The organism is Roseomonas sp. E05 (genome assembly GCF_030063475.1).
Lineage (GTDB): Bacteria > Pseudomonadota > Alphaproteobacteria > Acetobacterales > Acetobacteraceae > Pseudoroseomonas.
The window spans coordinates 16170-40463 of record NZ_JASIRT010000036.1 but is presented as its reverse complement, the minus strand read 5'-3'; the positions used below and the strand labels follow the sequence as shown (position 1 = coordinate 40463).

The 24294-nt window shown below is 71.3% G+C and carries 24 protein-coding genes; 11 read left to right on the top strand and 13 right to left on the bottom strand.

The window, feature by feature from the left end:
* Positions 1-31 precede the first annotated feature (31 nt).
* The 3 genes from QMO56_RS23030 to QMO56_RS23020 form a co-directional block, all read right to left on the bottom strand.
* The gene (locus tag QMO56_RS23030) at positions 32-1054 is read right to left on the bottom strand and encodes a RodZ domain-containing protein (protein WP_283529598.1); all 1023 of its coding nucleotides are present in this window, start codon (positions 1052-1054) and stop codon (positions 32-34) included.
* Positions 1055-1138: 84 nt separating this feature from the next.
* Entirely contained in the window at positions 1139-2182 is a 1044-nt protein-coding gene (locus QMO56_RS23025; RefSeq protein WP_283529597.1) for a nitronate monooxygenase family protein, read from the bottom strand.
* On the bottom strand, positions 2182-3417 hold the full coding sequence (locus QMO56_RS23020) for an aspartate kinase (protein ID WP_283529596.1): 1236 nt from the start codon (positions 3415-3417) through the stop codon (positions 2182-2184). Before QMO56_RS23020 ends, QMO56_RS23025 begins: the two co-directional genes overlap by 1 nt.
* Before the next feature lie 137 nt (positions 3418-3554).
* Between QMO56_RS23020 and ubiG the strand changes: the two genes are divergently transcribed.
* The gene (gene ubiG / locus QMO56_RS23015) at positions 3555-4280 is read left to right on the top strand and encodes a bifunctional 2-polyprenyl-6-hydroxyphenol methylase/3-demethylubiquinol 3-O-methyltransferase UbiG (RefSeq protein WP_283529595.1); all 726 of its coding nucleotides are present in this window, start codon (positions 3555-3557) and stop codon (positions 4278-4280) included.
* A 251-nt stretch (positions 4281-4531) separates the two neighbouring features.
* Here the strand turns inward: ubiG and QMO56_RS23010 are convergent, their stop codons facing one another.
* The 3 genes from QMO56_RS23010 to QMO56_RS23000 form a co-directional block, all read right to left on the bottom strand.
* The gene (locus QMO56_RS23010; RefSeq protein WP_283529594.1) at positions 4532-4999 is read right to left on the bottom strand and encodes a DUF1178 family protein; all 468 of its coding nucleotides are present in this window, start codon (positions 4997-4999) and stop codon (positions 4532-4534) included.
* Between the two features lie 89 nt (positions 5000-5088).
* Positions 5089-5349 (bottom strand): glutaredoxin 3, encoded by a 261-nt coding sequence (gene grxC / locus QMO56_RS23005; protein WP_283529592.1) that lies wholly within the window; start codon positions 5347-5349, stop codon positions 5089-5091.
* 59 nt (positions 5350-5408) lie between these two features.
* Positions 5409-6224: a ComF family protein gene (locus QMO56_RS23000; RefSeq protein ID WP_283529591.1), complete on the bottom strand. Its 816-nt coding sequence runs from the start codon at positions 6222-6224 to the stop codon at positions 5409-5411.
* A 79-nt stretch (positions 6225-6303) separates the two neighbouring features.
* Between QMO56_RS23000 and QMO56_RS22995 the strand changes: the two genes are divergently transcribed.
* From QMO56_RS22995 to radC, 3 genes are all read left to right on the top strand, one after another.
* Positions 6304-7191, top strand: coding sequence for a methyltransferase domain-containing protein (locus tag QMO56_RS22995; RefSeq protein ID WP_408906546.1), 888 nt, complete (start codon positions 6304-6306; stop codon positions 7189-7191).
* 72 nt (positions 7192-7263) lie between these two features.
* Positions 7264-8070, top strand: coding sequence for a type I methionyl aminopeptidase (gene map, locus QMO56_RS22990; RefSeq protein ID WP_283529589.1), 807 nt, complete (start codon positions 7264-7266; stop codon positions 8068-8070).
* A 75-nt stretch (positions 8071-8145) separates the two neighbouring features.
* The gene (gene radC, locus QMO56_RS22985) at positions 8146-8916 is read left to right on the top strand and encodes a RadC family protein (RefSeq protein ID WP_283529588.1); all 771 of its coding nucleotides are present in this window, start codon (positions 8146-8148) and stop codon (positions 8914-8916) included.
* Between the two features lie 19 nt (positions 8917-8935).
* On the opposite strand, the gene QMO56_RS22980 is transcribed toward radC, so the two are convergent.
* Both QMO56_RS22980 and QMO56_RS22975 read right to left on the bottom strand, forming a co-directional pair.
* A complete protein-coding gene (locus QMO56_RS22980; protein ID WP_283529587.1) occupies positions 8936-10315 on the bottom strand; it encodes an AarF/ABC1/UbiB kinase family protein in 1380 nt (459 codons plus the stop codon).
* Complete coding sequence (locus tag QMO56_RS22975; RefSeq protein WP_283529586.1) at positions 10308-12143, bottom strand: M3 family oligoendopeptidase; 1836 nt, start codon at positions 12141-12143, stop codon at positions 10308-10310. The genes QMO56_RS22980 and QMO56_RS22975 overlap by 8 nt, the downstream gene beginning before the upstream one ends.
* 165 nt (positions 12144-12308) lie before the next feature.
* Between QMO56_RS22975 and QMO56_RS22970 the strand changes: the two genes are divergently transcribed.
* Entirely contained in the window at positions 12309-14024 is a 1716-nt protein-coding gene (locus QMO56_RS22970) for a long-chain fatty acid--CoA ligase (RefSeq protein ID WP_283529585.1), read from the top strand.
* A 15-nt stretch (positions 14025-14039) separates the two neighbouring features.
* Here QMO56_RS22970 and QMO56_RS22965 read toward each other — a convergent pair whose 3' ends face one another.
* The 4 genes from QMO56_RS22965 to QMO56_RS22950 all read right to left on the bottom strand — a co-directional run bounded on the left by QMO56_RS22965 (position 14040) and on the right by QMO56_RS22950 (position 16511).
* Positions 14040-14171, bottom strand: coding sequence for a hypothetical protein (locus tag QMO56_RS22965; protein WP_283529584.1), 132 nt, complete (start codon positions 14169-14171; stop codon positions 14040-14042).
* Between the two features lie 252 nt (positions 14172-14423).
* Positions 14424-15689 (bottom strand): MFS transporter, encoded by a 1266-nt coding sequence (locus tag QMO56_RS22960; protein WP_283529583.1) that lies wholly within the window; start codon positions 15687-15689, stop codon positions 14424-14426.
* Between the two features lie 139 nt (positions 15690-15828).
* Positions 15829-16101: a DUF2312 domain-containing protein gene (locus QMO56_RS22955; RefSeq protein WP_160934880.1), complete on the bottom strand. Its 273-nt coding sequence runs from the start codon at positions 16099-16101 to the stop codon at positions 15829-15831.
* A 101-nt stretch (positions 16102-16202) separates the two neighbouring features.
* Positions 16203-16511 carry a DUF1244 domain-containing protein gene (locus tag QMO56_RS22950; protein WP_283529582.1) on the bottom strand — a complete coding sequence of 103 codons (309 nt, stop codon included), beginning with the start codon at positions 16509-16511 and terminating at the stop codon, positions 16203-16205.
* 173 nt (positions 16512-16684) lie between these two features.
* Here QMO56_RS22950 and QMO56_RS22945 point away from each other — a divergent pair, with 173 nt between their 5' ends.
* The 4 genes from QMO56_RS22945 (at position 16685) to QMO56_RS22930 (ending at position 21625) form a co-directional block, all read left to right on the top strand.
* Complete coding sequence (locus tag QMO56_RS22945) at positions 16685-17695, top strand: LLM class flavin-dependent oxidoreductase (protein WP_283529581.1); 1011 nt, start codon at positions 16685-16687, stop codon at positions 17693-17695.
* Between the two features lie 70 nt (positions 17696-17765).
* Positions 17766-18341, top strand: a complete 576-nt coding sequence (locus QMO56_RS22940; RefSeq protein ID WP_283529580.1) for a DUF924 family protein — start codon at positions 17766-17768, stop codon at positions 18339-18341.
* A 375-nt stretch (positions 18342-18716) separates the two neighbouring features.
* Entirely contained in the window at positions 18717-19913 is a 1197-nt protein-coding gene (locus QMO56_RS22935) for an OmpA family protein (RefSeq protein WP_283529579.1), read from the top strand.
* Positions 19914-20053: 140 nt separating this feature from the next.
* Positions 20054-21625 carry a carboxylesterase/lipase family protein gene (locus QMO56_RS22930; RefSeq protein WP_283529578.1) on the top strand — a complete coding sequence of 524 codons (1572 nt, stop codon included), beginning with the start codon at positions 20054-20056 and terminating at the stop codon, positions 21623-21625.
* Here QMO56_RS22930 and QMO56_RS22925 read toward each other — a convergent pair.
* Positions 21619-21870, bottom strand: a complete 252-nt coding sequence (locus QMO56_RS22925) for a hypothetical protein (protein ID WP_283529577.1) — start codon at positions 21868-21870, stop codon at positions 21619-21621. The two genes, QMO56_RS22930 and QMO56_RS22925, sit on opposite strands and share 7 nt — an antisense overlap.
* Positions 21871-22044: 174 nt before the next feature.
* Between QMO56_RS22925 and QMO56_RS22920 the strand changes: the two genes are divergently transcribed.
* Both QMO56_RS22920 and QMO56_RS22915 read left to right on the top strand, forming a co-directional pair.
* Entirely contained in the window at positions 22045-22806 is a 762-nt protein-coding gene (locus tag QMO56_RS22920; RefSeq protein ID WP_283529575.1) for a DUF1194 domain-containing protein, read from the top strand.
* Between the two features lie 119 nt (positions 22807-22925).
* Positions 22926-24287 carry an MFS transporter gene (locus QMO56_RS22915; protein WP_283529574.1) on the top strand — a complete coding sequence of 454 codons (1362 nt, stop codon included), beginning with the start codon at positions 22926-22928 and terminating at the stop codon, positions 24285-24287.
* The last annotated feature ends 7 nt before the right edge of the window (positions 24288-24294 follow it).

Sequence of the window (24294 nt, the reverse complement as noted above, 5' to 3'; positions counted from 1 at the left end):
GATATGGCAGCAGACGGGCTGCCGGCCAAGCCTATCGGGTGGGAAGCTGGCCCGGGCGGGCCTCACGCAACTGTGCCGGGTCGAGCAGGATGTCCCGCCGCACCCCCACCTGATTGGCCAGCGCCTGGCTGGGCACGCCGTCCACCTCGATGGTCAGGCCCTCGGCGCGGCCGGTGGTGAGCAGCAGTCCGGGCTCGTGTGGCACCTCGTAGGTTTCGCCCGGGCGCAGCACGCGGCTGAACAGCACCCGCCCGGAACGGGCTTCCCGCACCTGCACCCAGGATTCCTGCGTCGCCCGCAGCACGACCCCATTGGTCGCCGGAGCCGCTGGCGGGCCCACGGGGGAAGCGACCGACGGCGGCGCCGGCGCGGCGGGCGTGGTCGTCTGAGAGGTGCCCGGTTCCTCCGCGGGCGGGGAGGCAGGCTGGGCCGGGACGGCCGGACGCAGCGCCGCGCCGGCTCCAGCGGCTGGCGGCGGTGCGGAGGCCGGCGGTGCACCGGCGGATGGGGGCGCAGGCGTTCCGGCAGGGGGTGCGGCGGGCGCCGGCGGGTCCGGCAGCGGCGGCTGGCCGGCCTCCCGGGCGGCCTCTTCCATGCGGGGCGGCAGGGCGGGCACCGCATCCACCGTCCGCTCGGCCGAGCCGCTCCAGCGATACCAGGCGGCATAGGCACCAACCGCCAGCACCGCCCCCAGCATGATGATCGCACCCGCTGGCACGCCTCGCTCGGGTACCGGCTCGGGGAAGACAAGGTCCCTGCCCTGGCTCTGCCCGCCGGCGGCCTGCCGGAAGCGGCGGACCAGGTCGGGCGCGTCCAGCCCCATGGCCTGGGCATAGCTGCGCACGAAGCCGGTGCCATAGGCGAGGCCCGGCAGGTCATGCACCCGCCCGTCCTCCAGCGCGCTGAGATAGCGGCGGCTGATGCGGAGCTGCTCCGCCATCTCCTCCAGGCCGATGCCCAGCGCGAGCCGCGCCTCGCGGAGTTCGTCGCCGACCCGCACCGCCTCGGCGGGCTGGGGGTCGTTGCGAGCAGAGCGTTTCAGGTCGTACGCCACGCAGGGGATACCCATTGCGCCAGAGGCGCGGCAAAACGCGTTGTGAACGACGAAGCCAGGGCTTGCGACGCCAGGCGCACGCGCTCAGCTTCGGCCGCGGCGCGCTGCCAGCGCGGCGCGCGCCTGTTCGAGCAGTTCCGCGATGATCTCGGTGGCAGGCTGCTCCCGCGTGACCATGCCGACGCTTTGCCCGGCCATCACGCTGCCATTCTCGATATCGCCCTCGACCACCGCGCGCCGCAAGGCGCCAGCCCAGAAGTGTTCGATTTCGAGTTGCGCCGCATCCTTGGACAGTTCGCCCACCTGGAAGCGGCGGATCACCTCCAGCTGGTGCTCCATGAAGCGGCGGGTGCCCGCATTCTGCAGGGCGCGCACCGGAATCACCGGGAAGCTCGCATCCACCTGGACGCTGGGCATCGCGTCCCGCGCCGCGGCCCGGATGAAGGCGCGCTTGAAGGACGGATGGGCCACGCATTCCGTGGCGCAGACGAAGCGGGTGCCGAGCTGGACGCCTGCCGCCCCCATCTCCAGATAGGACAGCATCGCCTCGCCCCGCCCGATGCCGCCGGCGACGAAGACCGGCACCTCGTGCACCTGCGGCAGGATCTCCTGCGCCAGCACGTTCAGGCTGACCGGGCCGATATGCCCGCCCGCCTCCGAGCCCTCGATCACCAGCGCATCGGCGCCGGAGCGGACCAGCTTGCGCGCCAGGGCAAAGGCCGGCGCGAAGCAGATGACCTTCGCACCGCCCTCCTTGGCCCGGCGGATCGCCGGCCCGGGCGGGATGCCGCCGGCGAAGACGATATGCCCGACCCGGGCGGCGAGGCAGACATCCACCAGCTCCGCCAGTTGCGGATGCATGGTGATGAGGTTGACCCCGAAGGGCCTGGTGGTCAGCGCCTGGGTGGCGGCGATCTCCTCCGCCAGCCGCTCCGGAGACATGGCCCCGCAGGCGATGACGCCGAAGGCGCCGGCATTGGACAGCGCCGCGACCAGGTTGCGCTCACTGACCCAGCTCATGGCGCCGCCCAGGATCGCATGGCGCGTGCCGAGGAAAGCGGCACCGCGCGCCATCAGCGCGTCCAGCGTGTCGGCTCCAGGATGGGAGGTGAGCACATCCATGGGCATCAGCCCTCCGCGTCCAGCCCGTAGGCGCTGTGCAGGGCGCGGACCGCCAGCTCGGTGTATTCCGAGCCCACCAGCACGCTGGTCTTGATCTCGGAGGTGGAGATGACCTGGATGTTGATCCCCTTCTCCGCCAGTGCCTTGAACATGGTGGCGGCGACGCCGGCATGGCTGCGCATGCCGATGCCGACGATGGAGATCTTGGCGACCTCCGGGTCGGTCACCATGGCCTCGAAGCCGATCTCGGCCCGCACCTTCTCCAGCACGTCCCTGGCGCGCGGCAGGTCGGCCTTGCCCACGGTGAAGGTCATGTCCGTGGTGCCGTCGGCGCCCAGGTTCTGCACGATCATGTCCACGTTGACGTTCGCGGCCGAAAGCGGCCCGAACACCAGCGCCGCGATGCCCGGCTTGTCCGGCACCCGGCGCAGCGTCACCTTGGCCTCGTCGCGGGAATAGGCGACGCCCGTCACCAGCGGCTGTTCCACGATCTCATCCTCATCCACGACCAATGAACCAGGCAGGGACTCGCCGGGCTTGTCCTCGAAGGAGGAGAGCACCTGCACCCGGACCCGCTGCTTCATCGCCAGCTCGACCGAGCGGGTCTGCAGCACCTTGGCGCCGACCGAGGCCAGCTCCAGCATTTCCTCATAGGCCACCGCCGGCAGCTTGCGGGCGCGCGGCACGATGCGGGGATCGGTGGTGTAGATCCCGTCCACATCCGTATAGATGTCGCAGCGGTCGGCCTTCACCGCCGCCGCGATGGCCACCGCCGAGAGGTCCGAGCCGCCGCGGCCGAGGGTGGTCACGCGGTTGTCCGGGCCGATGCCCTGGAAACCGGCGATCACCGGCACCTGGCCCATCGCCATGCGCTCGATCAGCACGCCGCCCTCGATCTCCTCGACACGCGCCTTGCCATGCGCGTCGTCGGTGCGGATCGGGATCTGCCAGCCCTGCCAGGAGCGCGCATCGACGCCGATGGTCTGCAGCGCGATGGCCAGCAGGCCGATCGTCACCTGCTCGCCGGTGGCGACCACCGTATCGTATTCGCGCGCGTCATGCAGCGGCGATAGGTCCTGGCACCACTTCACCAGCTGATTGGTGGTGCCGGCCATGGCGGAGACGACGACGGCCACCTGGTTGCCCGCGTCAACCTCGCGTTTCACCCGGCCGGCGACGTTGCGGATACGGTCCAGATCGGCGACGGAAGTGCCGCCGAACTTCATCACGATGCGTGCCATGCGGGTCTTGGAGGTTGCTTCCGGAGGGTCTGGAGACCGGGCGCGGTTGCGGCCGGCCAGGGCGTGGGACAGATAACGAGGGTCGCGCCCCGCCGCAACCGGCATGGCGCACTCCTCTGCTGCCGGAGACCCTGCCGATGCCCGCCGCCACCGCCCTGCCGGACGAGATTGCCAAGTTCGACGCCCTGGCCGCGCGCTGGTGGGATCCGGACGGGCCGATGGCGCCGCTGCACCGGATGAACCCCCTGCGCTGCCGCTGGATCGCCACCCGGCTCGCCGCCGCGCATGGCCGCTCCGGCACGGATCTGGAGGGGCTTTCCATCCTGGACGTCGGCTGCGGCGCCGGGCTGGCCAGCGAGAGCCTGGCCCGGTTCGGCGCCCGCGTCACCGGCCTGGATGCCGCCGGCACCGCCCTGGCCGCCGCCCGCGCCCATGCCGAGGCCGGGGGCCTCTCGATCGATTACCGCGAGGGACGCCCGGAGGACCTCGCCGCCGGGGGAGCCCAGTTCGACGCCGTGGTGGCGCTGGAGGTGATCGAGCACGTCGCCGACCGCCCCGCCTTCCTGGGGGCGCTGGCGACGGTGCTGAAGCCGGGGGGAATGCTCTTCCTCTCCACCCTGAACCGCACTCCTCGCGCCTTCCTCTTTGCCAAGCTGGGCGCCGAGTACCTGCTGCGGCTGCTGCCCCGCGGCACGCATGACTGGCGGATGTTCGTCACCCCCGCCGAGCTGGGCACGGAGGCGCGCCGCGCCGGGCTGCGCGTCTGCGACATCGCCGGCATGGTGCCGGTGGCCGGGGGCAAGGACTGGCGGGAGAGCCGGGACGTGGCCGTCAACTACATCGTCGCCGCCCGCAAGGACTGAGCAAGGCCGGAGGAAGGATCTCCTCCGGACCTCCTTTCTCCTTCGAGCCTCCCGTCCCTGGCCCGGAGGAATTCCTCCCCGGGCCTGCTCCCGGCGCCCGAAGCCGCCTTTCGCCGGGGCGGGCTATCCATCCCCGCCACAGGGATGGATGCCATGACCGCCGAGGCCGGCCAAACGCCCCCGCTGGCGGTGCCCCGCGCCCTCGCGCCCCGGGCGAACCAGAGCGCGGGCGGCTGAGAAGAGAGCGCGGCCTAGCTATCGGCGCGCGGCACCCAGGGCAGGCGCGCCACTTCGATGCCTTCGTCGCGCAGCGCCTCGGCCTCGGTATCGCTGGTCTCGCCGTAGATGCCGCGGCGCTCGCTCTCGCCGCGGTGGATGCGGCGCGCCTCGTCGGCGAACTCGTGGCCGACATAGTCGCAGCTCTTTTCCACCTCGGACCGCATGCGCTGCAGCAGGGCCAGCACCTGCGCCGGCATCGGCCCGGCGGCGGCGGCCTGCGTCGCCTTCCCTGCCTCGGGCGCCGGTGCGGCGGGCGGCGGTGCCTCCACCTCCCGCCCCTTGCCGATCGCCGGGGCCATCAGGGCACGCGCGACCTTGGTGCCGCCGCAGACCGGGCACTCGATCAGCCCTGCGCCGGCCAGCTTCTCGAAGGCCGCGCTGTCCTTGTACCATCCATCGAAGCTGTGGTCCTGCTCACAGCGGAGCTGGTAGTGGATCATGCCTGTTCCGGGTGTGTGGGGCGCGACCGGGCGCCCGTTCTCGTCTCTGATCGGGTCGCGGCGGCGGCGCCAGGCGCCGGGCCGGGGTTTCAGCCGGCCTGCAGCATCGCATCCAGCTTGCCGGCACGGTCCAGCGCGAACAGATCGTCGCAGCCGCCGATGGCTTCATCGTTGATGAAGATCTGCGGCACCGTGGTGCGGCCGCCCGAGCGGCTGATGGCATCCTTCCGCTCCTGCGAGCCGTGCGGCGCATCATACTCGGTGAAGCCGACGCCCTTGCGCCCGAGCAGCAGCTTGGCGCGCGAGCAGTAGGGGCAGAACGCGGTGGTGTAGATTTCGACCTTGGCCATGACGCACAGATCGGCGCGGCATGATGACCGGTCAAGAGCGTTTCGCGGTTGCAGCGGGCTCAGCCCGCCTCGGCCATGCCCGGCCCCGGAGTGCGAGCCGCCGCCAGCACCTCCACCTGCGCCGCGCCGGCCGCCAGCAGGACCGCCGCGCAGGCCGAAACGGTGGCGCCCGAGGTCAGCACATCGTCCACCAGCAGCACCCGCCGCCCCGCCACCCGCGCCGCTCCCCCCGGCGCCAGGGTGAAGGCGCCTTCCAGCACCACCAGCCGCTCGGCGGCACCAAGCTTCGCCAGTTTGGGGGTGTGGCGGGCACGCCGCAGGAGGTGCGGCGCCCAGGGCTTGCCGGAGAGCCGCGCGAGTCGCGCCGCCAGCAGCGCCGCCTGGTTGTAGCGGCGCGCCAGCAGCCGCCCGCGATGCAAGGGCACGGGCAGCAGCAGGTCAGCCTCCGCCAGAAGTTCGCGGCCAGCCTGCGCCATGTGCCGCGCCAGCAACCCCGCGAGCTCCGTGCGGTCGCCGTATTTGAACGGCAGCACCAGACGCTTGGAGCCGTCGTCGTAGAGCCAGGCCGCGCGCGCCCGGCCATAGAGCGGCGGCCCTTCCACGCAGCGCGCGCAGTGCAGATGTCCGGAAGGGTCGCCCGGCAGCGGCGCTCCCTGCCCTGTGTGGAGGAAGGGCAGCCCGCAGCGATGGCAGAGCGGCGCCCCGATCGGCGTCACCGTCCGGAAGCAGTCCAGGCAGAGGGTGCCCTCCGTCAGCACCAGGGCCGCGCAGGCCGGGCAGCGCGGCGGCAGCAGTGCGTCAAGCGCCGCGCCGCCCAGCCGCCGCAGGCCAGTCCGCCAGCCGGAACGGAGAGGCGGGAGATCTGAAATCACCATTTCGTGATGATACGGTCGCACCGGGGAGCGCCGCAATGGCTGCTTGCACGCCGCGCCTGCCCGGCGCATCTGCAGCCGCATGGTCGATGCAATGCAGGTTTTCGATCGCGCCCTGGTACGGCGGCGGCGCGACCGGGCAGCGCCCGGAATCGGGCGCGTGGCGCCGGTGCTGGAGGCGGGCGCGGCCGTCCTGCTGGACCGGCTGGACGATATCAGGCGCGGCTTCCACCGGGCGCTGGACATCGGCGGCCGTGGCATGGTGGCGCCGGCGCTGCGCGCCCGCGGCGTGGAGACGGTGGTCTCCATGGACCTCTCCGCGCGCATGGCGCGGGGCGCGGGCGGCCTGCCGCTGGCCGGGGACGAGGAGTGGCTGCCCTTCGCCCCTGGCAGCTTCGACCTGGTGGTGGCCAGCCTCTCGCTGCACTGGGTGAACGACCTGCCGGGCGCGCTGGTGCAGATCCGCCAGGCCATGGCGCCGGACGGGCTTTTCCTCGCCACCCTGCCGGCACTCGGCACGCTGCAGCCGCTGCGCGAGGCGCTCGGGCAGGCCGAGGCCGCGCTGCGCGATGGTCTGAGCCCCCGCATTTCCCCCTTCCCCGAGCTGCGGGACGGCGCCGCCCTCCTCCAGCGCGCCGGCTTCGCCATGCCGGTCGCCGACCGGGACCGGCTGGACCTGCGCTACCGCTCACCAATGGCGCTAATCGCCGACCTCCGCGCCGCCGGGGAGAGCAACGCCGTGCTGGCGCGCGATCCGCGCGTGCCGCCGCGCGCCATGTTCCCGATGGCGCTGGGCGCCCTGCCGCTGGAGGGGGGCGTGCTGCCCATGCCCCTGGAACTGCTCACGCTGACCGGCTGGGCTCCCGGTCCGAACCAGCCGCAGCCCGCCCGCCGGGGCAGCGCGGAGGTGCGGCTCGCCGATGCGCTCGGGACGGTGGAGCGCAAGGCCGGCGACCGGGCCGGAGACTGATGCGCGCCGCACCCCTGCCCTGCGGCCGCGATGCTTGCAACCATCGGGTCGGGCGCGCATCTTCCTCGCACCATGGAAAACTCTGCTGCCGAGGCGCGGCGCATTACCCTGCACGCGCCTGAAGACTTCGAAGGGATGCGCCGGGCCGGGCAACTGGCCGCCGCCACTCTGGATATGATCACGCCGCATGTGCGGCCCGGCGTCACCACGGGTGAGCTGGACCGTCTCTGCGACGAGTTCATGCGCGCCAATGGCGCCGTCTCCGCCAGCCTGGGCTATCGGGGCTTCCCGAAGTCGGTCTGCATCTCGATCAATCACGTCGTCTGCCACGGCATCCCGGGCAACAAGGCGCTGCAGGATGGCGACATCCTGAACATCGACGTCACCGTCATCCTCGATGGCTGGTACGGCGACACCAGCCGCATGTATGTGGCCGGCACGCCCAGCACCAAGGCCCGCCTGCTGCTGGACGTGACGCATGAGAGCATGATGCGCGGCATCGCTGCCGTCCGCCCCGGCGCGCGCCTCGGCGATATCGGCCACGCCATCCAGAGCTATGTCGAGAAGCAGCGCTTCAGCGTGGTGCGCGATTTCTGCGGACACGGCATCGGCCGCACCTTCCACGCCCCGCCGAACGTGCTGCACTTCGGCCGCCCCGGCGAAGGCCCGGTGCTGAAGCCTGGCATGTTCTTCACCATCGAGCCGATGGTGAATGCCGGCCGCCCCGAGGTGAAGGTGCTGGACGATGGCTGGACCGCCGTCACGCGCGACCGCAGCCTCTCCGCGCAGTTCGAGCATATGGTGGGCGTGACCGAAACGGGTTGCGAAGTCTTCACCTTCTCCCCCGCCGGACTGCACAAGCCGCCCTACGCGGCCTAGGCCAAGGCGAGGTTGCGCAACGCTGGACAGGCTCCGGGCTTTCCCCCAACCTCCGCGCGAAAAGTGGAGGCTCGGATGCCCAAGGCGCGCGGCATGGTGGAGACGGAGGCGGATCTCAGGCCGCTGCTGATCGACCTTGCACCGCAGGTGGCGGAGGCATGCGCTGCCGGCCCTCCCGCCGGGGCGGAGGGGCACCGGGCCCGGATGCGGGCACGTCTGCTGGCCGCCGGCCCCGATGCCCTGCTGGACCATGAGCTGATCGAGATGCTGCTCTTCCTGGCGCTGCCGCGCCGGGACACCCGCGCCATCGCGCGCGGCTTGCTGGCCCGCTTCGGCAGCTTCGGCAATGCGCTCTCCGCCTCCGTCTCGGAATTGCGGCAGGTGGAAGGGCTTGGCGAGGCGGGAATTGCCGCGCTCAAGACCGTCCAGGCGGCGGCGCTGCGCCTGATGCGGCACGAAGTGCTGGACCGCCCGGTGCTGAGCAACTGGGAGCACCTGCTCGGCTACCTGAGCGCCGCCCTGGCGCGCGAGCGGGTCGAGCACTTCCGCGTTCTGTTCCTCGACAGCCGCAACCGCCTGATCGCCGATGAGGCGCAGGGCAAGGGCACCGTGAACCACACGCCGGTCTATCCGCGCGAAGTGATCCGCCGCGCCCTGGAACTGCATGCCACGGCGCTGATCCTGGTCCACAACCATCCCAGCGGCGATCCCACCCCCAGCGAGGGCGACCTGGCGATGACGGCCCAGATCCAGGCGGCCGCCACCGCGCTCGGCATCACGCTGCACGACCACCTGATCATCGGCAATGGCCGCCACCTTTCCTTCCGCCAGGAGAGGCTGCTGTAGCCGGCCGCCCGCTCCGGCCTCAGGCCGCGGTGGGGGGCACCGCCGCCTCCCGAAGCGCCTCGGCCTGCCGCGCGGCCAGCTCCTGCTCGTTGAAGCCCGCGATCAGCTCCTGGAACATGCGGTGCCAGTTCAGCTCGGCGCCCAGCCGCATGAAGGCGCTGCCCAGCCCGACCGCGCCGCGATCCACCAGCACGAATTCGCGCGGCGGCTTCACGCCGCCGGTGCGCTTCAGGCCGGCATGCACCTCCGCCGCCACCTTGCGGCCGAAATCCGGGTCGCCACCGGTCTGGATGGGGCGCACGCGGTCGTCCAGCAGCGGCTCGTGCAGGAACTTCGCCCAGAGGCCGAGCACCGCCATCTTCTCCTTCGAGAGGTCGGTGAAGCCCCAGACGCGGTAGGCCTCGGCCGCCTTCTCGTCATCCTCGTCGCGAATCGCCTCGTAGAGCATGACCACGCCGCGCAGGAACTGCGGCGGGAAGATGCGGATGGCGCCATAGTCCAGCAGATTGATGCCGGCCGGCTCGCTCTCCGTCGGCTGCCGCACCTGGTAGTTGCCGAGATGCGGGTCCCCATGGATCACGCCGTAGCGGTAGAACGGCGTGTACCAGGCGTGGAAGAGCGCGCGGGCATAGGCGTTGCGCTCCTCCAGCGGCGGGTTCTCGGCCAGGCGGTCCATGATCGGGCGGCCGTCCAGCCAGGTCATGGTGAGCAGGCGACGGGTGCAGAGGCCCTCGATCGGCTGCGGCGTCCGGACATCCGGCACATCGGCCAGCATGCGGTTGTAGAGCCGCATGTGCGAGGCCTCGCGGGCGTAGTCGAGCTCCTCGCGCAGGCGGTCGCACAGCTCGACATAGACGTCGTCGTGCTGGATGGCGTCATCCATGCGCGCGAAGATGCCCATGGCGATCTTGAGCTGGCGGAGATCGGCCTCCACCACGCTCGGCATGTCCGGGTATTGCAGCTTGCAGGCGACGAGGCGGCCATCCGGCAGGGTGGCGCGATGCACCTGCCCGAGGCTGGCGGCCGCCGCGGCCTCCTGGCTGAAGCTGGTGAAGCGGGACTGCCAGTTGGCGCCCAGTTCCGAGGCCATGCGCCGGCGCACGAAGGCCCAGCCCATCGGCGGCGCATTGGCCTGCAGCCCGGCCAGCTCCTGCGCGTATTCGGGCGGCAGGGCGTTCGGCACGGTGGAGAGGAACTGCGCCACCTTCATCAGCGGTCCCTTCAGCCCGCCGAGCAGCGCCTTCAGGTCATTGGCATGGGCCGCCTTGTCGGTGCGGAAGCCGAGATAGCGCTCGCCGGCCATCCGCGCGGCGATGCCGCCAACCGCGCCGGAGGTGCGGGCCATGCGGCGGATCTCACCGAGAAGGGTGCGGCCCTCCTCGTCCCGGGGCTCAGCCATCGGCACGCTCAAGCTCGTCGATGAAGCCGGAAATCACGTTCAGTCCCTTGTGCCAGAAGGCCGGATCGGAGGCGTCGAGCCCGAAGGGCGCGAGCAGCTCCTTGTGCCGCAGGGTGCCGCCGGCGCGCAGCATCTCCAGGTACTTGTCCTGGAAGCCGGGCACGCTGCCCTCCTGGAAGACGCCGTAGAGCGCGTTCACCAGGCAGTCCCCGAAGGCATAGGCATAGACGTAGAAGGGCGTGTGGATGAAGTGCGGGATGTAGGACCAGTAGATCTCGTAGTCCGGCGTGAACTCGAAGGCCGGGCCGAGGCTCTCGACCTGCACCTGCATCCAGAGCGCGCCGATCTCCTCGCGGGAGAGCTCGCCCTTGCGGCGGGCGTCGTGCAGCAGCGTCTCGAAGCGGTAGAAGGCGATCTGCCGCACCACCGTGTTCAGCATGTCCTCCACCTTGCCGGCCAGGAGCGCGCGGCGGCGCTTCGGGTCGGTCTCGGCGTCGAGCACGGCGCGGAAGGTCAGCATCTCGCCGAACACGCTGGCGGTCTCGGCCAGGGTCAGCGGCGTGCCGGACATCAGGTAGCCCTGCTCGGCCGCCAGCACCTGGTGCACGCCATGGCCCAGCTCATGGGCGAGCGTCATCACGTCGCGCGACTTGCCGTGGTAGTTCAGCAGCAGATAGGGGTGCGCCGAGGGCACCGTCGGGTGCGCGAAGGCGCCCGAGGCCTTGCCGGGGCGCAGCACGGCGTCGATCCAGGGCTTTTCGAAGAATTCCTTGCCGATGCGGCCCAGCTCCGGGCTGAAGGCGGTATAGGCCTTCAGCACCCGCTCCCGCGCCGCATCCCAGGGAATGTTGCTGTCATCCTCGTCCGGCAGCGGCGCGTTGCGGTCCCAGTGCTGCAGCCTGGGCAGGCCGAGCCACTTCGCCTTCATCGCATAGTAGCGGTGCGAGAGGCTCGGGAAGCTCTCGATGACGGCGGTGACCAGCGCGTCCACCACCTCGTCCTCGACCATGTTGGCGCGGTTGCGGCTGCTGCCGGGGCGCGGGTACTGGCGCCAGCCGTCGATGATCTCCTTGTCCTTCACCAGGGTGTTGGTGATCAGCGTGAAGAGCCGCGCCTTCTCGCCGAAGGCCGCCGAAACGCCCTTGGCGGCGGCGGCGCGCACCTCCCGATTCCGGTCAGAGAGCTTGTTCAGTGCGCCGGAGACGTTCAGCGTCTCCTCGCCCACCTTCACCTCCATCCCGGCGATGGTCTCGTCAAAAAGGCGGTTCCAGGCGGCGCGGCCGGTCACCTCCTTCTCGTGCAGCAGGCGCTCCACCTCGTCCGAGAGCTGGTGCGGGCGGAACACCCGCAGGTCGCGCAGGAAGGGGCGGTAGTGGCTGAGCGCGGAGGAGGCCGCGAACTTCTTCTCCAGCACCGCGTCCTCCAGCCGGTTCAGCTCCAGCGTGAAGAACAGCAGATGGGTGGAGATGGCCGTCGCCCGCTCCTGCATGTCCTGGTAGAAGCGCCCGTTGGCCGGGTCCTGGGCATCACCGGAGAAGACCAGCGAGGCATAGGACATCACCCGCCCCAGCACCTCCTCGATGCGCTCATAGGCCGCGATCGCCTCCGCCAGCCGATCGCCGGAATGTGCGGCGAGCTTGCCGGCATGGGCCTCGGCGAAGGCGCGGGCCTCGGCATCGGCCCGCGCCAGATCGGCCTCCAGCTTCGGGTCGGCCGGGGTGGCGTAGAGGTCTGAGAGATCCCAGGCCGGAAGGGCCGCGGCACCCTCGCCCCCCTGCGGGCGGCCGGCGGTGTCGCGGAGAGTGAGGCAGAGGTTGTTAAGCGTCACGACGGGCCTTGCGGTTGTGGGTTCGCTGCTCTCGATATAATCCCCTCACGGGGCAGGCCAAGCGCCCCCCGCCCGGTCTTCACGCCGCAGCCGCGGAAGCCGGCCGCAAAACGCGGTTACGCGACCGCTGTTCCCCCCTCCCTGTGAAGGACGCAGCCCCGCCCCATGCCAGCCGAGGACAAATGGAACAGCCTGCCCGCCCTGATGCTGGGCCTGGCCCGCTCCTGGCCCGACCGGCCGATGCTGCGCTACTGGCGCAACGGGGGGTGGCGCAGCCTTTCCTGGGCGGAATTCGCCCTCCAGGTGGCCGACATCGCCGCCGGGCTGCGGGCGCGCGGCGTCTGCCCGGGTGACAGGGTTCTGATCGCGGCGGAGAACCGGCCCGAATTCCTGATCGCCGACACCGCCGTGATGGCCATCGGCGCGGTCTCGGTGCCGTCCTACACGACCAGCACCGTGGCCGACCACGCGCATCTGCTCCGCGATTCGGGCGCCCGCTGCGCGATCACCTCCACCGCTCGGCTGGCCACGGCACTGGCGGAGGCGGCAGGCCTCGGCGGGCTCGACCTCCTGGTCTGCATGGAAGAAACTCCCGGCACGACGCCCTGGAGCGCCCTTGGCGCGGCGCGCGGCGACCTGCCGATGCTGGCCGCGGAGGTGGATCAGATCCCCTCCGGCCGGCTGGCCTGCCTGATCTATACCTCCGGCACCGGCGGCGCGCCCAAGGGGGTGATGCTGCCGCACCGGGCCATGCTGGCCAACCGGCGGGGCATCGCCAACTTCATCCGCCGTCTCGGCCTGCCGCGCGACGCCTGCTACCTTTCCTTCCTGCCGCTGTCGCATGCCTATGAGCACACGGTGGCCTATCTGCTGTCGTCCTTCGGCATCGAGATCGTCTTCAGCCGCGGCGCCGAGCGGCTGGCGGCAGAGCTGCAGGAGATCCGGCCGCAGGTGGTCACCGCCGTGCCGCGCCTGTTCGAGGTGCTGCGCGCGCGCATCCTGGCCACGGTGGAGAAGCAGTCCGCCCTGCAGCGGCGGCTCTTCGAGGCCGCGCTGCGCCTCGGCCTGCGGCGCCTGGACGGCCCGCCGCTCAACGCGCTGGAACGCGCACAGGACGCGGTGCTGGACCGTCTGGTGCGGCGGCGGATGCGGCAGCGCTTCGGCGGCCGGCTGGCGGCGCTGGTCTCCGGCGGGGCGCGGCTCGACCCTGACCTCTCCGGCTTCTTCCTGGCGCTCGGCCTTCCCGTGCTGCAGGGCTATGGCCAGACCGAGGCCGGCCCGGTGGTCAGCGTCAACCTGCCCTGGGACAATGACCGCCGCAGCGTCGGCAAGCCCCTGCCGGGCGTCGCCGTGCGGATCGCCGCCGATGGCGAGGTGCTGATCCGCGGCAGCCTCATCATGGACGGCTACTGGAACAACCCCGAGGCCACGGCGGCCGCGCTGCGCCCGGAGCCGCCGGACAGCGAGCCCTGGCTGCATACCGGCGATGTGGGGGAACTGGTGAATGGCGCGCTGCGCATCACCGACCGGAAGCGGGACTTCATCAAGACCCTCGGCGGCGAGATGGTCAGCCCGGCGCGCATCGAGAGCCTGCTGATGGCGGAGCCGGAGATCGCGCAGGCCGTTGTGGCCGGCGAAGGCCGCCCTGCCCTCAGCGCGCTGCTGGTGCCTGCCGAAGGGCAGAGCGCGGCGACGGTGGAGGCGGCGGTGCGGCGGGTGAATGGCCGGCTCGCCGGCGTGGAGCGGGTCCGGCATCTCGCCACCGTCGAGCCTTTCACCGTGGAGAACGGCCAGCTCACGCCCACCATGAAGGTGAAGCGCCGCGCCGTCCTGCAGGCGCATGAGGCGACCGTGAACGGGCTCTACGACGGCGCCGCGTAGCGGGCTGACGGGAGGTCAGCCCATGGTTTCGAGGATGAGAAGCCGGATCTCGGCCTGGGAAAGGCCGGGCTTCTCGGCCACCTGCGGATGGGCAGGCAGCGGGCGCGGCGCCGCGATGGGCTGCCGGAGAGCGGAAATCGAAGACATCTTAGTCGTATCCTTCAGGCTGGCGCGCAGTCTGGCACCATCCAGTTCACTTTGAGGTTAATGAGGTCGCACCGGTCGGGGCGTCCGCCATGCGGCACCACAACGCGCCCCGCAGCGGAAAGTTGCCGCGCTGGCGCTGGGCCGGGTTGTCTGGAGCGGAGCCTTGCCATGGCGCGCCGCCGGCAAAGGGCGGGCGCGGAAGCGGCGTAGGCCGGCTGACAGGAGGGGATATGTGGCCGCGGAAGGCCGGGTTCAAGCCCCGGCTTCGCGCTCGACGGCGGCTTCCTCCGCCACCGCCACCAGTTCGGTGCCCACCGGCTGCACCGGCATCACCAGGAATTCCTCCTTGGTTTCCGGCGCGGCGCGCTGGCTGATGCGGTAGATGCCCCAGGCGGCGATCAGCGCCTGCGCGCCGAGAATCTGCCAGCCCAGGCCGCGGTTGCCGAGCGAGGCCATGGCCACGCCGCCCAGCACCGGCCCCAGCGCGGAGCCGGCACCCCACAGGATCAGCAGCCCGCCCGAGGCAGCGGCGAACTGGCCGGGCGGCACATGGTCGTTCACATGCGCCAGCACCAGGCTGTAGGCGGGGATGACCAGCATGCCGAACACGCCCACCAGCGCATAAAGCACCGCCCGCGGTGGATGCTCCGGCACGCTCAGGGTCATCCAGAGCAGCGCGCCGGCGGCGACCATGGCGAGGCCGACGCTGAGCCGGCGGCGGTCGATGCGATCGGACAGCCAGCCCATCGGCCAGGTGGCGAGGAAGCCGCCCAGGGAGCCGCAGGCCATGAACACCGCCACGGAACCGGCCTCCAGCCCGGCGCGCTGCGCGAAAAGCGGCCCCAGGGAGTAGTATGAGCTGGTGCTGATGCCGACCAGGAAGGCCGCCACCACGCCGAAGGGCGACTGGCTGTAGAGCCGCCGCAGGTTCAGCGTCGCGTCGCCCTCCCCCTGCGCGGGGGCCTGGGCACGGGAGAGCACCACCGGCACCAGGGCGAAGGAAATGATTATCGAGACCAAGCAGAACAGTACGAAGCTCGTCGGGGCGGCGGTGGTCAGCAGCAATTGCCCGGCGACGCCGGAGAGCATCCCCGTCATGCCGTAGATGCTGAGGATCTGGCCGCGCACCGCGCTGGAGGCGGCGCCGTTCAGCCAGCTTTCCACCACGATGAACAGGCCGGCGAAGCAGAAGCCGGTGAGCGCCCGCCCGAGCGGCCAGAGCCAGGGGTTGATCAGCATCAGGTGCAGCAGCGGCACGGAGGAGGCGATCGCCGCCAGCGCCGCGAAGGCGCGGGCATGCCCGACGCCGCGCACCAGCCGCCCGGCATAAAGCGAACCGAAGATCAGGCCGACATAGAAGCCGGAGCCGACCAGGCCGATGGAGGCCGCGGAGAAGCCCTCGCGACCGCCGCGCAGCGTCAGCAAGGAGCCCTGCAGGGTGTTGCCCATCTGCAGCAGCGCGTAGCCGACCAGCAGGGCAATGACGGTGGCGAGGGTGGTGGCGAGCGAGGATCGCAAGGCGCGGCTCCGGTCGGAGGGGCCCCGCAGTCGGCCCACGCCGGTCGCCGCCGGCCGCGCGAGGAAAAGGCGGCGCGAGAGAAGCCGGGCGGCGCGCCCGGCCCGGAGCGGGGGCGCCACCGCCCCGCCCCGAGGCGGCTCACATGCCGAGCGCGCGCCGGTAGAGGTCGAGCAGCGTCTCCTGCTCCTCCACCTCGGCCGGCTCCTGCTTGCGGAGGCGAATGATCTGCCGGATCACCTTCACGTCGAAGCCGGCGGACTTGGCCTCGGCGAAGATGTCCTTGATGTCGTCGGCCAGGGCCTTGCGCTCCTCCTCCAGCCGCTCGACCCGCTCGATGATCGAGCGCAGCCGGTCGGCGGCGATGCCGCCGACTTCGGTGTCCTGGTCCTGGGTTTCCGCCGCGTCGGACATCGCGATACTCCAATCATCCATGTCTGCCGGCGGAAGCGCTCCGCCGGCACAGGGCGCGCGGTATAGCCCGGCCGGGAGTCGCGGCAAAGCCGATCCGCGGATCAGTGGCCCGGATTGCTGGCGGCGAACTTCGCCTTCTGCTCCGCGCTGGCCTCCTTCTGGTGCTTCGCCTGCCACTCCTTGTAGGGCATGCCGTAGATGGTCTCGCGCGCCTCCGGGTCCGGCAGGGCGATCCCCTTGGCCTCGGCGGCCTCGCGGTACCAGCGGCTAAGGCAGTTCCGGCAGAAGCCGGCGAGATTCATCATGTCGATGTTCTGCACGTCGCTCCGCTCGCGCAGGTGCTCCACCAGGCGGCGGAAGGCGGCGGCCTCCAGCTCGGTACGGGTGGCGGGGTCGATCTCGGTGGTCATGGGTCTGGCCCTCCTTCAGCCCGCCAAGGTGGGGTCGATACCACCTCCCTGCCAAGCACCCCTCAGCCACCCCCCCTGCCCGACCGCCCCGGCCAGCCCCATATCGGCCGGGACATCGCCCGCCCTTCCGGGCGGACCATCGCCTTCCCCCCTTTCCGGGAGATCCGCCGCACATGCGCCGCTACTCCGTTCTCGACCTCGCGCCCGTACCGCAGGGCGCCGAGCCTGCCACCGCCTTCCACAATTCCCGCGACCTGGCGCAACATGCCGAGGCCTGGGGCTATCACCGCTTCTGGCTGGCCGAGCACCACAACATGCCCGGCATCGCCAGCGCCGCCACGGCGGTGGTCATCGGCCATGTGGCGGCGGGCACCCGGACCATCCGGGTCGGCGCCGGCGGGATCATGCTTCCCAACCATGCCCCGCTGATGGTGGCCGAGCAGTTCGGCACCTTGAACGCCCTCTTCCCCGGCCGGATCGATCTCGGCCTCGGCCGCGCCCCCGGCACCGACATGCGCACCGCCCGCGCCCTGCGCCGCAACCTGCAGGGCGATGCCGACAGCTTTCCGCATGACGTGGTGGAGCTGCAGGGCTGGTTCGCGCCCGTGCAGCCGGGCCAGGCCGTGCAGGCCGTGCCCGGCGGCGGCATGGAGATCCCGATCTGGCTGCTGGGCTCCAGCCTCTACAGCGCCCAGCTGGCGGCGGCGCTGGGCCTGCCCTTCGCCTTCGCCTCGCATTTCGCGCCTGGCATGATGATGCAGGCGCTGGAGATCTACCGCGAGGGCTTCCGCCCCTCCGCCACGCTGGACAAGCCCTACGCCATGGCCGGGCTGAACGTCGTCGCCGCCGAAACGGACGCCGAGGCGCAGCGCCTGTTCACCTCGCTGCAGCAGCAGTTCCTCAACCTGCGGCGTGGCACGCCCGGCAAGCTGCCGCCGCCGGCCGAGGATGTCGCCGCCTTGCAGCAGGAGGCCCGGCTGGCCGGAGTGGACCACAGCCTGGCCTGCTCGGCGGTCGGCGGGCCGGAGACGGTGCGGCACCAGATCGCCCGCTTCGCCGAGCAGACCGGGGTGGACGAGGTGATGATCACGGCACAGATCTTCGACCACACGGCCCGGCTGCGCAGTTTCGAGCTGACCGCCGAGGTCTGCCGGACGCTGGTCGCCGGCCAGGTCGCGGCCTGATTTCGCCGCGCCCTTCTCCACGGGTGCGCAGACCGCGCACCCGGCCCCCTTCCAGCCTGGCGAGCCCCGCATGACGCAACCCGACGACATCCTCGGCTTCTGGTTCGCCGAGGGGCGGGCGGCCGCCCGCCCGGTCTGGTTCCAGCGGGACGCTCGCTTCGACGCCGAGATCCGTGCACGCTTCGGCGGCCTGCTGGAGCCGGCCCGGAACGGCGCCCTGGACGAATGGACCACCCGCCCCGAAGGCGCGCTGGCGCTGCTGCTGCTGCTCGACCAGTTCCCGCGCAACCTGTTTCGCGGCCACCGGGACGCCTTCGCCAGCGATCCGCAGGCGAGGGTCATGGCCCGGCAGGCGGTGCTGGGGCGGCGGCAGGACCTCGCGCTGCCGCCGGTTGCACGGGTCTTCCTTTACCTGCCCTTCGAGCATTCCGAGGCGATGGAGGACCAGAATCTCTCCGTCGCCCTGTTCGAGGGATTGCGGGATCATCCGGCGCAGCGGGCGCCCGGCGGCACCATCGACTATGCGTGGCGGCACTGGCGGGTGATCCGGCGCTTCGGCCGCTTCCCGCATCGGAATGCCGCGCTCGGCCGGACGGATACCCCGGAGGAGGCGCTCTACCTCGCACAGCCCGGCGCCGGTTTTTGAGTCGGGCGCCCGCTGAAGGACCCTGGTTGCGCCAGGATTGGGTCAGTCTCGATCACATGCGCGTGCAGCTTGAAGGGGAGAATGCCCCCAATTCACAGTGAGGATGCGGAAAATGACATTTTTTCTTCTTGTGGGTTGATTCGCCGCAACAAACCCGGCGGGTGACGGAGCCAGTTTCCGCGTCGCACAAACAGAAAGTTTTTTTTAGAAACAATCAATTACTGTGAAAATTTCTGCCGCTGCATGAACCTGGATTGCGGATTGTGGCCGATCTGCCACAGCGCCGCGCGAGCCTCGGGCGGCGCCGAAACCAGGGTGTAAAGACCCATGTTGTGCTCGTGCCCGACCAAAAATGGGTTGCTAAGGAACACGCAGATGTCGCTTCGTCGCTATCTTCTCGCCGCTACGATCCTCGCCGCGCCGGGTGCTGCCTATGCGCAGAACTCCCCGTGGTACTCCCCCATGAGCTGGATGCCGACGGCTGCCCCTGACGCCGTGAACGGCCTTTATCTCGGCGCCGGGGCAGGCTGGAACCACTCCGACGCGCGCGGCCTGACCTCCCAGGGCGGCGCCGCCGACTACTTCACCAGCCAGGGCCGCAACGCGCAGGGCAAGCTCGGCTTCGAAGAAGGTGGCGTGGGCGTCCTCTCGCTGGGCTATGGCTTCGGCAACGGCTTCCGGACCGAGATCGAGGGCAACTACCGCTATAACGACGTTGACCGCCTGGGCGGCTTCCAGGGGCCAGGGGCCGGCGTTGGCTTCGGCAACATCAACGGCGCGCTGCAGCAGTATGGCGTGATGGCCAACCTGTTCTATGACTTCCAGCTGCCGCAGTGGTTCCCGAACATGCCGGTCTACTTCGTGCCGTATGTCGGCGGCGGCGTGGGCTACATGTGGAGCAACCTGAACGCCAAGGGCCGCCACCTCGACACGGGTGACTACGTCTACATCGACGATGGCAACGGCCAGTTCGCCTGGCAGGGCATCGCCGGCGTGTCCTTCCCGATCACCGCCGTCCCCGGCCTCTCCATCACCGCCGAATACCGCTACACCGGCGTGCTGCAGAGCAAGTTCGAGGGCACGGTGACGAACGCTGCCGGCGCCGTGACGCCGGGCAAGTTCGAGGTGGACCAGGGCAACAACCACTCCGCCCTGATCGGTATCCGCTACGCCTTCAACCAGCCGCAGCCGCCGGCCCCGGCGCCGGTTGTCGCGCCCGCCCCGGCCGCCGCGCCGGCTCCGGCCCGCACCTACCTGGTGTTCTTCGACTTCGACCGCGCCGACCTGACGGACCGTGCCCGCCAGATCATCGCCGAGGCCGCCCAGAACGCCGGCCGCGTGCAGACCACCCGCATCGAGGTGGCCGGCCACGCCGACCGTGCCGGTACGCCGCAGTACAACCAGCGCCTGTCCCAGCGCCGCGCCGATGCGGTCGCCGCCGAGCTGGTCCGCCTGGGCGTGAGCCGCTCGGAGATCACCGTGCAGGCCTTCGGCGAGAGCCGCCCGCTGGTGCCGACGGCCGACGGCGTGCGTGAGCCGCAGAACCGCCGCGTCGAAATCGTGCTGCGCTGAGCGGCACGGCTCGCCGGCCGGATATGGGAGGGGGCGCCGCAAGGCGCCCCTTCTGCATTCAGCGCCGCCATCGGCGGGCATGGCCGGCGGCGTGGAGGGCGGCCGCCGCCGCGCTCGCTCTCCTGCTCGCCGCCTGCGACATGCAGCCGGGCGCCGTCACGTACCTGACGGAGGCGCCCGAGGCGCGCCCGGTCGAGATCGCGACCACCCTGGGCCCGGTGCGGGGCGTCGCGGCGCCCGGGGGGCAGGCCTTCCTCGGCATCCCCTTCGCCGCCCCGCCCACCGGCGCGCTGCGCTGGAGGCCGCCCCAGCCTCCCGCGCCCTGGCAGGCGCCGCGGGATGCAACGCGGCTGGGCAACACCTGTCTGCAGAACTTCGGGATCGACTATGTGCTGGGGGACCACTCGACCTGGTGGATCAAGGGCGAGGAGGACTGCCTCAACCTGAACGTCTATGCGCCCGCCGAAGCCCGGCCCGGCGCCCGGCTTCCGGTGATGGTGTGGCTCTATGGCGGCACCCTCGTGCTCGGCAGCAACCGCCAATATGATCCGAGCCGCCTGGCGCAGGCGCAGGGCGTCATCGTCGTCGTGCCGAACTACCGGCTCGGCACGCTCGGCTTCCTCTCGCATCCCGCATTGCGTGCCGAGGCGGGCGGCGCGGCCAATCTCGGCCTGCTGGACCAGCAGGCGGCGCTGCGCTGGGCGCGCGACAACATTGCGGGCTTCGGCGGCGACCCGGCGAACGTCACCCTGTTCGGGGAGTCGGCGGGGAGCTGGAGCGCCTGCTTCCAGCTCGCCGCGCCCGGCGCCGCCGGGCTGTTCCAGCGCGCCATCCTGCAAAGCGGCATCTGCACCCTGCCCACCTCCGCGGCGCCGGTGGCCGAGGCCGATGCGGCGGGGCTCGAACTGGCCGCCTCGCTGGGCTGCGGCGATCCGGAGACGGCGACAGCCTGCCTGCGCCGCCTCCCGGCCCGCAGGCTGGCGGGAACGCCGGCCCGCACCACCGGCCCGGTCGGGCCACGCAGCTGGAGCCCGGTGACCGGCGACGCTGTCCTGCCGCTCGCTCCGCAGGAGGCTTTCGCCACCGGCCGCTTCCACCGGGTTCCCGTGCTGAACGGCACCAATCGTGACGAGGGGCGCCTGTTCAGCCTGCTCCTCCGGCTGATCGGCGAACTCTATTCGGAGAAGAGCTACCGGGCGCAGGTCTCGCGCCTGCTGGGCGCGCAAGCCCCCGCCGTGCTGCCGGCCTATGGCGAGGACACACCTATTCCGCAGCGCTTCGCGGCGCTGGTGACGGATGGCCTCTTCACCTGCCCTGCGCTGCGGCTGAACCGGATGCTGGCCGCCCATGTTCCGGTTCATGCCTACGAGTTCGCCGACCGGGAGGCGGTCTCGCGCCTTCCTCCCCTGCCTTTCCTGCCGCCGCTCGGGGCCTACCATGCCGGGGAGGTGGCCTATGTCTTCCAGGCACCCTGGATCCTCGCCGACCCCGCCGGATTTACACCGTCGCAGCGGGTGCTGTCCGACCGGATGCAGCGCGCCTGGGGAGGCTTCGCGCATGGCGAGGCGCCGGGTGCGCCGGGCCTGCCGACCTGGCCACGCTTTGAGCCGGAGGGTGGCCAGGTGCTCTCCCTGGAGCCAGAGGGAAGCCGGCTGCGCGGCGATCTGGCCGCCGCGCGCCGCTGCCCGCTCTGGGGCGCGCTCGGCTACTGAGCCGCGCGCCGCATCCGCCGCGGCGGCGTGCCCGGCGGATCGCCGATCGGGGGGATTCCCGGCCCGCCGGGCGGCGGCTCGTCCGGGTCGGGCGGCTCGTCGATGGGCGGTTCGGGGATGTCCGGCCCCGGCGGCTCCTCCTCCGGCGGCATCGGCGGTGGCCCCGGCGGCTCGCCCGGAGGAATCGGGATCTGCGCCCGGAAGGGCGGACCCTGCGGAATGGAGGGGGTGCCGACAGGCAGCATCTGAACCTCTTTCGATCTGTTCTGTTCGGTAAAGCGAGCCTCCCTGCGGGGTTGCGCCCTCACCCGCAGAGGCGAGGCACCAACTCGAAAAGGCTTTTGTTGCAGCGCACAAAAACCTCGCCATATGGTGGGGCCAGGAAACACCAGAGCATGGCCCAGCGAGCGAGGGCTCCGATGCGACGACGTGAACTTCTCCGCAATGCCTCGGCAGGACTGCTGGCCGCGCCCGCTCTCCTGGCCAGCCGCCCCGGGCGGACGGCCGGGAATGAGCCGGTGGACGTGGAACTCGTGCTGGCCGTGGATGTCAGCCGCTCCGTCGATCCCGAGGAGCAGGAGCTGCAATTCCGCGGCTATGCCGCCGCCTTCCGGGACAGCCGGCTGGCCGAGGGCATCCAGAGTGGCCCGCTGGGCGCCATTGCCGTCAGCTTCTTCACCTGGTCCGACTGGAACATCCAGGACCTCCTGGTGCCCTGGACGCGCATCGACGGCCCGGCCAGCGCCGCCCGCTTCGCCGACCGGCTCGACGCCGCGCCGCGGGAGACGCATCTCTACACCTCCATCTCCGGCGCCATCGACTACGCCGCGCGGCTGTTCGGCCAGGGCTATGAGGGGACGCGCCGGGTGGTGGACGTCTCCGGCGACGGCGTGAACAATTCGGGCCGCCCGCTGGCGCAGGCGCGGGCCGAGGCGCTGGCACAGGGCATCGTGGTCAACGGTCTGGTGGTGGTCGACCGCGCGCCGACGCCCAGCCAGTTCGTGCCGCTGCAGCAGCCGCTCGACGAATACTACCGCAACGAGGTGATCGGCGGCCCCGGCGCCTTCCTGATGGTGGCCGAGGGGTTCCAGTCCTTCGAGGGCGCGGTGCGCCGCAAGATCATCCGCGAGATCGCCAGCAATCCGCCGCCCGGCCCCCTGATCGAACGCGCCTTTTCCTGAGTTGCGCGCCGCCGGCCCCGCGTTTTCCGCACCCCCTTCCTGCGGCAGCCCCCTCTGGCGCCCCGGCCGGACCGGGCGCAAGGTCGGAACCCTGCCACAATCGGAGGATGCGCCGCCGGATGCAGCAACAGGATAGGGACGGCCTGCCCCAGCCCCAGCGCCGGGGCGCGATACTGGCCATCGCCGTCGCCATCGCCCTGGCGGTGATCGACAGTTCCATCGCCAATGTCGCACTTCCGGCCATCGCCGCCGATCTGCGCGTCTCGGCATCCGACGTCATCCTGGTCGTCAATGCCTACCAGATCGCCGTCATCGTCTCGCTGCTGCCGCTGGCCTCCCTGGGCGAGAAGCTCGGTTATGAGCGGATCTACCGCGCCGGCCTGGTCCTCTTCGTGGTCGCCTCCTTCTTCTGCGCGATGGCCGACTCCCTCACCGGCCTCACCCTGGCCCGCGTCGCGCAGGGGCTCGGCGCCGCCGGGCTGATGAGCGTCAACACCGCGCTGGTCCGCTTCATCTATCCGCACCGGATGCTCGGCCGCGGCATGGGCATCAACGCCCTGGTGGTGGCCAGTTCCTCGGTGCTCGGACCAGGCGTTGCCGCCGCCGTGCTGAGCGTGGCGCACTGGCCCTGGATCTTCGCCATCAACATCCCGATCGGCCTCGCCGCGCTGGTGCTGGCGCTGCGCTACCTGCCCGCCACGCCGCGCGCGCGCCGCCGCTTCGACGTGGCGAGCGCCCTGTTCAGCGCCGCCACCTTCGGCCTGCTGATGACGGGCCTGGAGCAGTTCGCCCGCGGCGAATCGCTGCTGGTGGCGGGTCCGCTGGCGGCCGGCGGGGTGCTCGCCGGCTTCCTGCTGGTGCGGCGGCAGGCCGGGCGCACTGCCCCGCTGCTGCCGGTGGACCTGCTGCGCATCCCGATCTTCGCCCTCTCCATCGCCACCTCGGTCTGTTCCTTCTCGGCGCAGATGCTCACCTTCGTCGCGCTGCCCTTCTTCCTGCAGCACGATCTCGGCCGCACACAGGTGGAAACCGGGCTGCTGATGATGCCCTGGCCCCTGGTGCTGATCGTGGTCTCGCCGCTCGCCGGACGCGCCTCGGACCGGCTGCCGGCGGGCCTGCTCGGCGGTGTCGGCCTCGGCCTGATGGCCACCGGCCTTTGCCTTCTCTCGCTGCTGCCCGAGGCGCCGAGCGCCCTCGACATCGGCTGGCGGATGGCGCTCTGCGGCCTCGGCTTCGGCCTCTTTCAGACGCCGAACAACCGCACCATTCTCTCCTCCGCCCCGCGCGAGCGCAGCGGCGGCGCCAGCGGCATGCTCTCCACCGCCCGCCTGCTGGGCCAGACCACCGGCGCGGCGCTGGCAGCATTGTGCCTTCGCCTCATGGGCGCCGGCGGTGCGGACACGGCCCTGCTGGTGGCCGGCGCCATTGCCGCCTGCGCCGCCCTCATCAGCTTCACCCGACTGCGCGCCACCCCGCGCTGACAGCCTT